The 12,570-nt window shown below is 72.6% G+C and carries 14 protein-coding genes; 5 read left to right on the forward strand and 9 right to left on the reverse strand.

The window, feature by feature from the left end; all coding sequences use genetic code 11:
* Positions 1–18: 18 nt before the first annotated feature.
* The 7 genes from ACIOD1_RS26100 to ACIOD1_RS26130 all read right to left on the reverse strand — a co-directional run bounded on the left by ACIOD1_RS26100 (position 19) and on the right by ACIOD1_RS26130 (position 6,434).
* The gene (locus ACIOD1_RS26100; RefSeq protein WP_365615250.1) at positions 19–663 is read right to left on the reverse strand and encodes a hypothetical protein; all 645 of its coding nucleotides are present in this window, start codon (positions 661–663) and stop codon (positions 19–21) included.
* A gap of 11 nt (positions 664–674) precedes the next feature.
* Positions 675–3,029: a hypothetical protein gene (locus ACIOD1_RS26105; protein ID WP_401904934.1), complete on the reverse strand. Its 2,355-nt coding sequence runs from the start codon at positions 3,027–3,029 to the stop codon at positions 675–677.
* On the reverse strand, positions 3,026–3,406 hold the full coding sequence (locus ACIOD1_RS26110) for a DUF6507 family protein (RefSeq protein ID WP_365615255.1): 381 nt from the start codon (positions 3,404–3,406) through the stop codon (positions 3,026–3,028). The genes ACIOD1_RS26105 and ACIOD1_RS26110 overlap by 4 nt, the downstream gene beginning before the upstream one ends.
* Before the next feature lie 55 nt (positions 3,407–3,461).
* On the reverse strand, positions 3,462–3,773 hold the full coding sequence (locus ACIOD1_RS26115; RefSeq protein WP_365615258.1) for a pore-forming ESAT-6 family protein: 312 nt from the start codon (positions 3,771–3,773) through the stop codon (positions 3,462–3,464).
* 20 nt (positions 3,774–3,793) lie between these two features.
* On the reverse strand, positions 3,794–4,126 hold the full coding sequence (locus ACIOD1_RS26120) for a hypothetical protein (RefSeq protein WP_365615261.1): 333 nt from the start codon (positions 4,124–4,126) through the stop codon (positions 3,794–3,796).
* Between the two features lie 362 nt (positions 4,127–4,488).
* Entirely contained in the window at positions 4,489–5,892 is a 1,404-nt protein-coding gene (locus tag ACIOD1_RS26125) for a PH domain-containing protein (RefSeq protein ID WP_401905085.1), read from the reverse strand.
* A gap of 50 nt (positions 5,893–5,942) precedes the next feature.
* Positions 5,943–6,434, reverse strand: coding sequence for a PH domain-containing protein (locus tag ACIOD1_RS26130; RefSeq protein ID WP_365615264.1), 492 nt, complete (start codon positions 6,432–6,434; stop codon positions 5,943–5,945).
* A 31-nt stretch (positions 6,435–6,465) separates the two neighbouring features.
* On the opposite strand from ACIOD1_RS26130, the gene ACIOD1_RS26135 reads away from it, so the two are divergent.
* The 4 genes from ACIOD1_RS26135 to ACIOD1_RS26150 all read left to right on the forward strand — a co-directional run bounded on the left by ACIOD1_RS26135 (position 6,466) and on the right by ACIOD1_RS26150 (position 10,305).
* Positions 6,466–7,608 carry an NADH-quinone oxidoreductase subunit D gene (locus ACIOD1_RS26135; RefSeq protein ID WP_365615267.1) on the forward strand — a complete coding sequence of 381 codons (1,143 nt, stop codon included), beginning with the start codon at positions 6,466–6,468 and terminating at the stop codon, positions 7,606–7,608.
* 84 nt (positions 7,609–7,692) lie between these two features.
* Positions 7,693–8,541, forward strand: coding sequence for an arylamine N-acetyltransferase (locus ACIOD1_RS26140; protein ID WP_401904939.1), 849 nt, complete (start codon positions 7,693–7,695; stop codon positions 8,539–8,541).
* A 104-nt stretch (positions 8,542–8,645) separates the two neighbouring features.
* A complete protein-coding gene (locus ACIOD1_RS26145; RefSeq protein ID WP_365615273.1) occupies positions 8,646–8,861 on the forward strand; it encodes a hypothetical protein in 216 nt (71 codons plus the stop codon).
* Between the two features lie 109 nt (positions 8,862–8,970).
* Entirely contained in the window at positions 8,971–10,305 is a 1,335-nt protein-coding gene (locus ACIOD1_RS26150; protein ID WP_401904942.1) for an alpha/beta hydrolase, read from the forward strand.
* Between the two features lie 12 nt (positions 10,306–10,317).
* Here ACIOD1_RS26150 and ACIOD1_RS26155 read toward each other — a convergent pair whose 3' ends face one another.
* The gene (locus ACIOD1_RS26155; protein WP_401904944.1) at positions 10,318–11,205 is read right to left on the reverse strand and encodes an NAD(P)-dependent oxidoreductase; all 888 of its coding nucleotides are present in this window, start codon (positions 11,203–11,205) and stop codon (positions 10,318–10,320) included.
* Between the two features lie 240 nt (positions 11,206–11,445).
* Here ACIOD1_RS26155 and ACIOD1_RS26160 point away from each other — a divergent pair, with 240 nt between their 5' ends.
* Complete coding sequence (locus tag ACIOD1_RS26160; RefSeq protein WP_365615281.1) at positions 11,446–11,994, forward strand: TetR/AcrR family transcriptional regulator; 549 nt, start codon at positions 11,446–11,448, stop codon at positions 11,992–11,994.
* 85 nt (positions 11,995–12,079) lie between these two features.
* Here ACIOD1_RS26160 and ACIOD1_RS26165 read toward each other — a convergent pair whose 3' ends face one another.
* A complete protein-coding gene (locus ACIOD1_RS26165) occupies positions 12,080–12,544 on the reverse strand; it encodes a hypothetical protein (RefSeq protein WP_401904947.1) in 465 nt (154 codons plus the stop codon).
* Positions 12,545–12,570: the final 26 nt, after the last annotated feature.

The raw sequence follows: 12,570 nt of genomic DNA on the forward strand, positions 1-12,570 counted from the left end.
GCGGGCTGGGGCTCGCGGCTACATCAGGTCGGTGAGGTCGGGCCCGCGGCCGTCGAGGAGTTCGGCGTCCTCGACTCCGTACGCCTTGGCCGTGCCGAAGTAGGTCGGCTCCCCCGGTTCGGCCTCGACGCCCAGCAGCGCGTCGAGTTCCCGCAGGGCCGCGGCGAGGCGGGGCGCGTTGTGGGCCTGCACGGCGGGATGCGGGGTGCCGCGGAAGTCGCAGGTGCCCCAGACGTCGTGGAACACCGACAGCTCCGCCGACGGCCCGATCGAGTCCGGAGACACCAGCAGCTCCACGAGGCGCTGCTCCTTGTGGCCGGCCCCCTCGGCGTCGAACCACGTCCCCGACCCGACGACGACGAAGCCCGTCATCTCCGCGCCCGGGTGGCCCACGGGCCGGCAGGCACGGATCTCGTCGGCGAGCTTCTCGTCACCCAGCGACCTGCTGACGAGGCTCAGCCCACTGTCGATGCCGAGCCCGCCCTTGCCGACCTCGAACCAGCTCCACTCCAGGCCGTACGGCTCCAGGAGACCGTGCGCGGACAGCACGGCGGCCATCCGCTCGGCCGTCGCGAGGGCGGGCTCCAGCCCAACCTCGCTCACGTCGTCGAGGTCCCAGAACCACGAGCCGCTCTCCCTCGGCGCGCGCATCAGAAGCGACATTGAATTTTTCCTCACGGCTGAGTGGCTTTGGTCGGATAGACGGTGATGGAACCGTCGTTGAAGCGGAGCTCGAACGAGGCATTGGTACGGTCCGCGGCCCGCTGGACCACATTCAGGTCCCGTTCCGACAATGCGCCCTTCACGTCGTGGATGTCGAGGATCGCGGCCTTGACGTCAACTCCGTCGCCCTTCAGCTGCTTTTCGGCGATTCCATTGACAGCCGACTTGATGCCCTTGACGCTCTGGACGTCCTTGAGCTGGGCACCGTACTCGATCCGACCGTCGACCCTGGTCGCGACATCCAGGTCCAGGCCCCGCTCGGGCATCTTCAGTTCGAACTCGATGTGTCCGATGTTCTTCGCCTGGAGTTCCGCCGCGTGCTCCAGCGCCTGGTGCACCGCGGGCATCATGCCCGGCTGCTTTACCTGGAAGATCAATTCCCGATAGTTGGGGATGTCGGAGAACTTCCCGCCGGCGATGTAGTCCGCGACGGCCGCCCCGTACTCCGATTTCTTCAGTTGTGTCAGCATGCGCGCTTGATCGCCTGCGGGGACCTTCGACTTCGTGAGGGACTCGGTGACCGCGACTTCGCGTTCGGGCGCCATCTTGCCCGAGGGCTGCTGCGTGATCCTGTCCCCGTCCAGGTGGACGGGCGGGTTGTTGGGGTCCGCCCCGTCGTGGCCACCGCCCGGACCGTCGTGGCCGCCACCGGCGCCGCCGCCCGGGCCGTCGCCCTGGTGGGGGATGCCCGGGGTGTCGCCGTGGCCGGTCGGGCCCGGGGTGTCCGTGTGGTGGGTGCCGCCCGTCGTGGGGGTGGTGTCCGAGCCGCCGTGGCCCGTCGTGCCGCCGCCTCCGCCCGGTTCGGTGTGGCTGTTGTGGACCGTGTTGTCCGCGACGCCGCCCGGGGTGTGGGTGACCGGGCCGCCCGGGGTGTGGCCCGCCACGCCGCCCGGGGTGTGGGAGGTGACGTCCACCGTGTGGGCCGGGGCGCCGACCGTGACCGGCTCGCGCTTCGGGACCTCGACCAGCGGGTGGTCGGAGCCCTTCGGTACTGAGGTGAGGTCCTGCTTGGGGGCGCCCGTGTGGTCCAGGAGCTGGTTCGTGGTCTTGTCGTAGTACTGGGGACGGCCCATGGCGTCGTCGGGCAGCCGGACCGTGTCGTCCGGGTGCGGGAAGGTGATGCCCGGGGCGTCGGCCTTGGGGAGGTCCTTCCAGACCACGTCGTCGATCTTCGGGAAGGCCCCGTCGACCTTGCCCAGGTTCGCGAACAGGTCACCGACCTTCAGCTTCGCCAGCGAGCCGGCCTTGCCGATGTAGGTGATCGGGTCGATGAGCCTGCCGGCCTTGCCGGCGACGCTGAGCACCTTCGCGACGGCGCCCGTCTTGGCGGCCGTACCGGCGCCGCCCGTGAACACGGTGGTCAGCACGTTGAAGGTGACCGCGCCCGCCGCGCGGCCCGGGTTCTTGCCCCACTCGTCCCACGCGACCAGGGCCTTGCCGGTCTCCTTCATCGCCGTGCGCGAGTCCCGGATCCACCCCGGGAGCTGCTTGTCGTCGGCCATCCAGAAGGCGGTGCCCAGCCCCGGCGTGATGGTGATCGCCAGCCCCGTCGCCAGCTTGGCCAGACCCGTCCAGGCCTTCCCCGCGGCGTCGAGGCCGTCCACGCCGACCAGGGTGCCCAGCCCGCGGATCGTGCCCCAGATGCCGTCGACGATCAGGCCGTCCCAGACGAAGGACTTCACCCAGTGCCCGACCTCGTACCAGCGGTGGGTCTCCTCCAGCTGCGAACCCCAGGGCAGATCCTGCGCGTTGTTGAGGTCCTCGCCCTTGTAGCCGTACATGTTCGCGCCGTGCGAGCCGTCGTCGGCCGTCAGCGGCGCCGCGCAGTACAGGGCGCGGATCTTGTTCGCACAGGTGCGCTCGGCCGCCCAGAACGCCGAGACGGCCGCGTTGACGTCGTGGATCAGATCGTTGTTCTCATCGATCTTGTCCCCGTCGTCCTTCCAGTGCTCGTCCCCACTGATCTTGTTGCTGAAGGTGGTGGCCTTCGCCTGGAGCTCCTTCAGCCGGGCCACGATCGGCCTGGCCTCGGTCGCGTACTCCCCCAGCGCCTTCGCGGCCGTCTCCAACTGGTCGGCGAAGAAATCACTGTCCGTCTTGATCGGCTTGGTCGTCGCGAACAGCTGCGCCGCCTCCGGCGCCGTGTAGAAGGCGGCCAGCCCCTGGAACTCGGAGTCGACGTTCGAGCCGGCGTCGCGGAAGGTCCCCGCGGCCGTCGTCAGCGCCGTCTTGTTCAGCTCCAGTGCGGCGAGGTCACCGGTGAACTGCGGGATCGTGCACGGATTGATCGGTACGTGGTCCGTCACTTCTGCCCCGCCCCCGGGAGGTCGACCTTCGGTTCCTTGAGCGCCTCGCGCTGCGCGTTCGCCGCCTGCTCCAGATTTCCGTGCACGTACGCCGTCGTCGCGTTCACCGCCCCGTTGATCGAGGCCGACGTACGCGCCCCGATGAAGGCGAGGCGGTGTTCGTGGGAGGCCATGAGCTCGCCCAGGGCGCCCGCGATCGGACCCATGCCGCCGCCCTCGCCGCCCGTACCGCCGCCCGGAGTGATCGTCCCAGCGTGCTTGGCGGCCTCCGGAAGCTCCTTCTGGAGCGACGTGCCCGCTTTTTGGAAGCCCTCGGAGGCGGTGATGGTCTTGTTGACGACCCCCTGCACACCGGACGGCTTGATGTCCCAGTCCATGACCTACCCCCGTGTCCCTTCCCCGGCGACTCCGCGTCGACCGGCCCGCCCGGCGTCAGCCGATGTTGTCGACCGCCGCCTTGGCCTTGGAGAGCGTGGCCTGCGCGGTCGCGTCGTTCTGCTCCAGCGTGGTGCGCACGAGGCGGATGATGTCGCGGACCTCGTTCGCGGCCCGGTTCCACCGGACTTCCTTGCCGTGGTACTCGTCCGACACCCCGTCGGCCGTGAACTCGGCCATCGCGGCCTTCACCGCGGTGTCGCGGTCGCCGAGCACCCGCTCCAACTGGCCGATGATCCCGCCGATGCCGCCCTGCACCTCCACCGAAGCGCCGATGTCGTACGAGGTGCGGTCCATGTTCTGTGCCATGTGGTTCGATCCCCCCGGATTCAGCGCGCGCCGAAGCGGGCGGCGTCGAAGTTCGCGGAGCCCATGTTCTGGTGGGCCTGGTCCGCCTGCTCGTGGTCACCGGCGACGAACGAGGTGTCCATCCCGGACTGGCCGCCGATGATGGCGCGCAGCGAGGCGTTCAGCTCGCCGGTGATGGCGTCCGAACGCTGCTTGAACGAGTCGAACGCGGCCCGGCCGGCGCCGTTGAACTTGCCTTCCAGCGGGTCCGCGGCGGCGATCAGCAGCTTGATCAGCGTGCCGAGGTCCTCGCTGGAGCCACCCGTGGCCTTGCCCAGTTCGGACAGCGTCGTACTGCCCATGTCGAACTTCATTCACCCACCCCTGAAGTGTCGTGGCGTCACTCGTGTGCGTACCTGTCTACCCAAGGGACGTTGCGAACACAAACACGGTTTCACATGGCTGGAACGTCTGTCCGAAATTCGCCCCTGCCGAGGCCCCGCCTCCACTTCTCCCCGGCAGCGAGACCCCCGCGATCGCCCTGGACAGGAGCGCGACACCTCGCCGGTCGGCCCCGAAGCGCACCGGCCGCCGACCGACTTCCCAGCGTCCGCCGCCCCCCGACGGGCGGCCTCGCGGCCAGGGTCGGCCGAAAACCATCGGTCGACGAGCCGGGCGTACGGGGCCGGCCGGCCGGGAAGTCCCCACCGGGACGGCGCCCGTGGGCGCCGGCGGCTCAGGTCATCCAGCGGTCCGGGCGGGCGCTCGCGCGGGAGGTGCGGGAGCGGGACGCCTGGGCGGCGAGCAGTTCGGTGGCCTCGTCCGCCCCCCGGAGCCGAGCGGTGACGGTGCCGTTCGCGCCGGTGTCCACGCGCAGGTCGGCCACGCCGCGGGCCCGCTCCCAGGGGCCCTGCGTACGCCGCACGCTCTGCACCTTCGCGTGCGGAACGATCTCCGTACGCCGGCACAGGCGCCCGCGCCGGGCCGCGAACAGTTCCGGCGACACCGCCAGCCCGTACCCCTTCCACCACACCGGCACCACCCACCGCGAGCCCGCCCTCGGGGACGGGCTGAACTCCAGGGCGTCCAGATCCGCCCCCGGCAGCACCCGGGCGATCACGGCGTGGGCGGCGGCCCTGGTCGCCACCGGCACCAGGACGTCGTTCTTGGAGCCCGCCACGGCCAGCTCCACGCGGACCCACCCGCGCCGGCGCCACAGCAGGGGCTCCACGACCCGCACGGTCTGCACCCGCCCCGGCGGGACGGTCTCGTGGGCCCGGTCGAGCAGTCCGTGGTCCAGGCGGAGCCCGTCGGGGGACTCGGCGACGGTCCAGTCGTACTCGGCGAGGAAACGGCCGGCGGTGCCCGCCCACGCCGCGCCCAGCACCGGCACCAGGGCCGCCAACGCCGCCCAGGGGCTCAGGCTGAGGGTCCACACCACCGCCAGGGCCCCGACCCCGCCCGCCAGGGCGGCCCACGCGCCCAGGGTCAGCAGCATCGACACCACCAGGTCCCGCACCGACACCCTCAGCAGCTCCCGCTCCGGGGCCTGACCCACCTCGGTGGCGGTCGCCGGCGCGAAGCCCGCCGCCCGGGCCAGCAACTCGGCGCGCAGCGCGACCGCGTCCGGCTCGGAGAGGAAGGCCAGCTCGTCCTTGTCCTCGGTGCCGATCACGTCGAGCCGGAGCTTCGCGACGCCCGCCACCCGGGCCAGCAGCGGACGGGTGACGTCCACGGCCTGGATCCGGTCGAGGCGGATGTGCGCGGTGCGGCGGAAGAGCAGCCCGGTGCGGATGCGGAGTTCGGTGTCGGTGACGGAGTAGTGGGTGAACCACCAGCTGAGGAAGCCGTACGAGCCGAAGCCGACCACCAGTACCGCCAGCCCGAGCAGCCGCAGCACGACGGAGGCCTCGGTGACCCACTCCTGGGCGCGGTCGCCCTGCTGGACGACGATGCCGAGGGTCGCGGCGATCGGCACCCAGGCCCGGCGCAGCGGCGTGAGGAAGTGCAACCTCCGCTCGCCGGAACCGACGGATCCGGCGGAACCCGCACCACCGTCCGACCCCACCGAACCCACAGGCCCCACTGGACCCACTGGACCCGCAGGACCCGCAGGACCCGCAGGACCCGCCGACCCCACCGACCCCGCAGAGCCCTCCCCGCCCCGCCCGCCGGGCGCCTCCCCCGCGCTCACAGCCCGGCCGATCGGGCCTCGCCCAGCTCCGTCAGCCGGTCCCGCAGCCGCTCCGCCTCGGCGGGCGCCAGCCCCGGGATCCGGGCGTCGCTCGCGGCGGCGGCGGTGTGGAGCTGGAGGGAGGCCAGCCCGAAGCGCCGCTCCAGCGGGCCCGAGGTCACCTCCACCAGCTGCATCCGCCCGTACGGGACGACGGTCTGCTCCGTCCACAGCACGCCCCGGCTGATCAGCAGGTCGTCGGCCCGCTCGGCGTACCGCCAGGACCGCCAGTTCCGCCCGATCATCACCCACCCCCACGCCAGGACCCCGATCCACACCACCCCGAGGGCCGCCCAGCCGGGCCCGACGAACAGGCCCAGCGGAACCGCCGTCGCCACCGTGAGGAGCACCGTCCAGATCACCAGCAGCAGTCTTCGCATCCCGAGCAGCCCGCCCGGCAACCCCACCCATTCGGGCGGGGTCGTCTCACCCTTCGTCCCGGTTCCCATGCCCCCAGCGTAGGGCTGAGAGAATGCCGCCATGACGGAGACCACGGTCGGCATCGGCGGCGCGGCGGAGAGCACCGACATGGTGCTCAACATCGGACCGCAGCACCCTTCCACCCACGGCGTGCTGCGCCTGCGCCTCGTCCTGGACGGCGAGCGCATCGTCAGTGCCGAGCCGGTGGTCGGCTACATGCACCGCGGCGCCGAGAAGCTCTTCGAGGCGCGCGACTACCGACAGATCGTGATGCTCGCGAACCGCCACGACTGGCTGTCCGCCTTCTCCAACGAGCTGGGCGTGGTCATGGCCGTCGAGCGGATGCTGGGGATGGAGGTCCCCGAGCGGGCGGTGTGGATGCGCACCCTCCTCGCCGAGCTGAACCGCGTCCTGAACCACCTGATGTTCCTCGGGTCGTACCCGCTCGAACTGGGCGGGATCACCCCGATCTTCCACGCGTTCCGCGAGCGCGAGGAGCTCCAGGCCGTGATGGAGGAGATCTCCGGCGGCCGCATGCACTACATGTTCAACCGGGTCGGCGGCCTCAAGGAGGACCTCCCGGCCGGCTGGCTCGGCCGCGCCCGCGCCGCCATCGCCGACGTCCGCACCCGCATGGACGTCTACGACAAGCTCGTCCACGGCAACGAGATCTTCCGCGGCCGCACCCGCGGGGTGGGCGTGCTGTCCGCCGAGGCCGTCCACGCGTACGGGGTCTCCGGCCCCGTCGCCCGCGCCTCCGGCGTCGACTTCGACCTCCGGCGCGACGAGCCGTACCTCGCCTACGGGGAGCTGCAGGACGTGCTCAAGGTGGTCACCCGCGGCGAGGGCGACTGCCTGGCCCGCTTCGAGGTGCTCCTCGACCAGACCCACAACGCCCTCGACCTGGCCGTGGCCTGCCTGGACCGGATGGCGGAGCTGGCGCCGGGGCCGATCAACCAGCGGCTGCCGAAGGTGCTCAAGGCGCCCGAGGGGGCGACGTACGCCTGGACCGAGAACCCCCTCGGCATCAACGGCTACTACCTCGTCTCCAAGGGCGAGAAGACCCCGTACCGGCTGAAGTTGCGCAGTGCCTCCTACAACAACATCCAGGCCCTCGCCGTCCTGCTGCCCGGGCAGTTGGTCGCGGACATGGTCTCGATCCTCGGCTCGCTCTTCTTCGTGGTCGGCGACATCGACAAGTAGGCCCGGTCCGGGGCGGGTCGCGGACCTGACGGACCCCGGGGAAATCCCCGGGACCGGGCCGGCGGCCCGTCCTAGGGTGCCGTCATGAGCACTCCCGTATCCGCCTACCTGCGCCGGCTGGGCATCACCGACCCCGGATCCCCTTCCGCCGGGGGCCTGTTCGCGCTCCAGCGCGCCCATCTGGAGCGCGTCGCCTACGACAACATCGAGATCCAGCTCGGCCGGCCGCCCGGCATCGACCCCGAGCTGTCGGTGCGCCGGTTCGCCGCCGGCCGGGGCGGCTACTGCTACCACCTCAACGGCGGTTTCGCGCACCTCCTGGAGACCTTGGGCTACGAGGTCACGCGCCACGTCGGCGGCGTGCTCGACGACGCGGCCTCCCGCGAGGTCAACGGCGGGCACCTCACCCTGACGGTGCGCGTCGAGGGCCGGGCGTACTGGGTGGACGTCGGGCTCGGCGACGGCCCCCACGAGCCGCTGCCGCTGCGCGAGGGCGCCTACCGACAGGGCGGCTCCGCGTACGCGATGGAGCGGCTGGAGCCGCCGGCGGGCGAGGCCCCGGGCTGGACCTTCCTCAGCCCGCTCGGACACATGCCCCGGGTCAACTTCCGGGACGCCCCCGCGACGACGGCCGACTTCGAGGCGATGCACACCTGGATGTCCACCTCCGAGGACTCCCCCTTCGTACGGACCTTCGCGGTGATCCGGCGGGACGCGGACGGCGCGGACAGCCTGCGCGGCCGTGTCCTGACCCGGTCCGTCCCCGGGAAGGGGAAGACGGAGCGGGAACTGAGCGGGCCGCGGGAGATGTTCGAGGTCATCGAGGGGCTCTTCCGGCGCAGGCTCGACGACCTCACCCCCGAGGACCGCGCCGCCCTGTGGGCCCGGGTGGACGCGGCCCACGAGACCTGGGCGGCCTCGCGCACCGACTGACCGGGTCCCCGGCCCGGACCACCGACCGCGCCCCCGCCCGGGCCGTCGACGGTGGCGATGGCGGTGGCGATGTCGATGTCGGTGGGGCAGGGCAGACTGGGGGCATGTCCCACTCCCCCCGTCGGGCCTGCCCCTCCTGTGGCCGCGACTGCGCCGTGACGGCCGGCCGGATCGCCCGCCACGACCCGCCCGCCGGACGCGGAGGCGGCGACCTCGTGTCCTGCCCCGGCTCCCGGGCCCGGGTGGTCCTCGGCGCTTCGGCCCCGACCCTGGACGGCTTCGCCCTCGGCCCGCACCCGGGACAACTCCCGCTGTTCTGAGCCCGGCCGGGGCGCCGCCCGCCCTCCCGCCGCCCGGGGGTTACCCCCCGTCAGGCGCCGGGGGTCGCCGGGATGTCGGCCGCAGCGGCGTCTCCGTAGCGTTCGGGGCATGACGACGCACGCGAACGCCACCCGGGGAACGACGCACGCGCACACGGACGCGGCGAGCACCACGACCGCCGCCAACGCCACGGCCGCCACCTCGACCCGCACCGCGCGGGGTCGCGGGCCCTGGCTGCGCCGGGGCGCGGCGGCCGTGGCCCTCGCCGCCGTGCTCGGCGGGTTCGCCGCCCCCGTCGCCCTGGCCGCCCCCACCGCCTCGACGGCCTCCGCACGGTCCGAGCGGGGCGCCCTGATCTCCGTCACCCCGCTCGAATCCCTCGACCGCGACCGGGTCGCGGCCACCCTCTCCGCCGAGGGGATGGACACCTCCACCGTCCGCCACGGGGTCTCCGCGTACCGGCTGACCTACGCCACCGTCGACCCCCAGGGCCGCCCCGCCACCGCCACCGGCCTGCTGGTCCTGCCGCGCGGCGGCCCGCACCGGCTCGACCTGGTCTCCGACACCCACGGCACCGTCGCCACCCGCGACGACGCCCCCTCCGGCGGCGCCGGCTACAACCGGCTCAGCCCCTACGTGCACGCCGCCGCCGGCCGCGCCGTCGCCGCCCCGGACTACCTGGGCCTGGGCGGCGGCCCCGGCCCGCACCCCTACATGGACACCGGCTCCGCCGTCACCGCCTCCGTCGACATGCTCAAGGCCTCCAGGACCGCCGCGGACCGGCTCGGCCGGCCCCTGACCCGGGACGTGTACGCCACCGGCTTCTCCCAGGGCGGCCAGGTGGCGATGGCCGTCGGCCGCGAACTCTCCCGCGGCCGCGACGGGTTCCGGTTGCGGGCGCTGGCGCCGATGGCCGGACCGTACGACCTGAGCGGCTCGGAGCTCCCCGGCATCGCCGACGGCAGCGTCGCACCGCGCAGCGCCGTCTTCTACCTCGCCTACTTCCTCACCGCGCAGAACCGGCTGCACCCCCTGTACCGGGACCCCGCCGAAGCGTTCCGGGCACCTTATGCACAGGCTGTGGAAGGACTGTTCGACGGCAGCCACACCTTCGAGGAGATCATCAACGGGCTGCCCGAGGACCTCGACCGGTTGCTCACCCCCCGCTGGTCCGAGAACGTCCGCCACCCGCAGGGCGCCTTCCTCGACGTCCTCAAGGCCAACGACGGGGCCTGCGACTGGAAGCCCGCCGTTCCGGTGCGCCTCTACGCGGGCGCGGGCGACACCGACGTCCCGATCGCCAACGCCCGCGCCTGCACGGCCGACCTGGCCCGCCACGGGGTCCGCGCGAACCTGGTCGACCAGGGCCCGGACGCCGACCACACGACGACGGCGCTCCGCTCGGCCCCCCAGGCCGCCCGCTGGTTCGACTCCGTGCGCTGAACCGGTTCCGGATCAGGCCCCGCCGGCGCCCGATACGGCGCCACCGCCGCCGCCGCCCAACAGCCCGATCAGCCGCGAGCTGCTGTCCGCGCCGAAGCCCGCCTCGACCCCGCGCCGGTACAGGTCGGCGTGGGCGGCGAGGATCGCGGTGTCCACGCCGGAGTCGGCGGCCGTGTGCAGCACATGCTCGACGCTCGCGGCGCACATGGTGAGGCGCTCGTAGGTGCCCGCGTGCGCGTCCGCGTCGACCAGGGGCGCCGAGCCCTCGTAGAAGCCCCGCATGGTGTCGGCCGTGTAGCCCGCGTACGGCAGGACGTCGGTCGCCGTCAGGCCGTTGGCCCGGGCGACCGCGAGGGCCTGGTACCAACCGGTGTAGGCCGTCCAGAACATGATCATGTTGAGCTGGTAGTACAGCTGGGCGTAGCCGGCGTCGGCCCCCCGGTAGTCGGTGGCGGCGAGCACGTCGAGGGTGGCGCGATGCTCGTCGTAGACCGCGCGGGGGCCGCTGACGAAGATCGAGGAGCCCTCCCGGCCGATCCCGGTGGGCGGGACGTTGACCCCGCCGGAGAGGTACGACGCCCCCCGCGCCTCCGCCCAGCGGGCGACCTCGCGGGCCCGGTCCGGGACGCCCGAGGACAGGTTGACGAGCACCCGGCCCTCCAGGGGCGCGTCGTCGAGCGCGGAGCGCACGACGTCCACGTCGATGACGCTGAGCACGACCGGCCCTCCGGCGGTGACGGCCCCGGCGACGCTCCCGGCCCGCAGGGCGCCGCGTTCGAGCAGGTCGGCGTCCTTGCCGGCGCTGCGGTTCCACACGGTGACGCGGTACCCGCGGTCGAGGTAGGCGTGGGCCATGGCCCGGCCCATGGGACCGAGACCGACGATCGAGACCTGGTTCACGACGGGGTTCTCCTCACGACGAAGCACTAGAACGAGCGCTCTATCCAGCGCTCGGGCCGACCGTAGCATGGGACTAGAACGAACGCTCTATCCATTCCTCGGGGTACGATCGCGACCATGGCGGCGGAGAGAGTGACAGGGACAGGGGCGGCGACAGCGAAGGCGTCCGCGACGACGACGGCTACGGCTGGGGTCACGGCTACGGCTACGAAGGCCGCACCGGGAACGCGCGAGCGCCTGGTGGGCACCGCCTCCCGGCTGATGCAGCACGGGGGCTACGAGAACACCCCGGTCAAGCAGCTCGTCCGCGAAGCCGGGGCCACCCTGGGCTCGCTCTACCACTTCTTCCCGGGCGGCAAGCGGGAACTGGCGGTCGCCGCCATCCACTTCGGCGACGAGGAGTTCGCGGGAATGCTCCGCGCGGGCCTCGACGCGCACCCGGATCCCGCCGAGGCGCTCCGGGCGCTGGCCCGCCTCCTCGCGGACGCGCTCGCGGACTCGGACTGGCGCGACGGCTGCCCCGTCACGGCCACCGCCCTGGAAACGGTGGGCCGCCTCCCCGAGATCCAGGAGGCGTGCGCGCGGGCCTTCACCCATTGGCAGGAGGTCGTCGCGGCGAAGCTGCTGGCCTCGGGCATCGGCGAGGAGGACGCCCGGGACCTCGCGGTGACGATCGTCGCCGCCCTGGAAGGCGCCGAGACCACCGCCCAGCTCACATCGAGCCGCACCCCGCTCCTTCTGGCCGGCCACCACCTGGCCCGCCTGGTCACCACGTACACCCCGGCCTGAGCGGCCCGCCGCGGAGTCGAGGACCGCTACGTCTTCCTCGGCGCAGTCACCACAGCGGCCCGGGCCCCCGGTCGTCCGGTCGCACTCATGAGGCGGAGGGCCGGTTCTCGGTCCCGGACGTGGTCGGCTCGGTGCCGGGGGGCCAGTGATGGCCGGCGTCATGCAGATTGCTCAGAGCCACGTGATCGTTGGACACGAGCACCTGGGCCAGTCGAGCCGCGACGGCGACCACCGCGGACCATCCCGGCGAGTCCAGGTAGACCTCGTCACGGGCATCGGCCCCGACCGAATCCTGCACCGCTCCGTAGGCGGCGCCGAGGCGCGCCATCAGCTCGACTTCTTCCTCGGTGCGAAGGGACCGCCCCAGCCAGGGCGACGGATCGTCCGCATCGCAGAAGTCGTCGAAGAGCACGTGCACGGTGTGGTCGAGGTTCTCGAACCGACCCGGGTCGAGCCACACCTCACGCTGCCATGTCGGGCCGGCCAACGCCACGACGGCGGGCACGACATGGAGACGGTACTGCGGCAGGGCAATGCCGTGATCGATCACGAGCCGAGCGTACTCACCCGGTGATC

Source organism: Streptomyces sp. NPDC088097 (genome assembly GCF_044741845.1).
Lineage (GTDB): Bacteria > Actinomycetota > Actinomycetes > Streptomycetales > Streptomycetaceae > Streptomyces.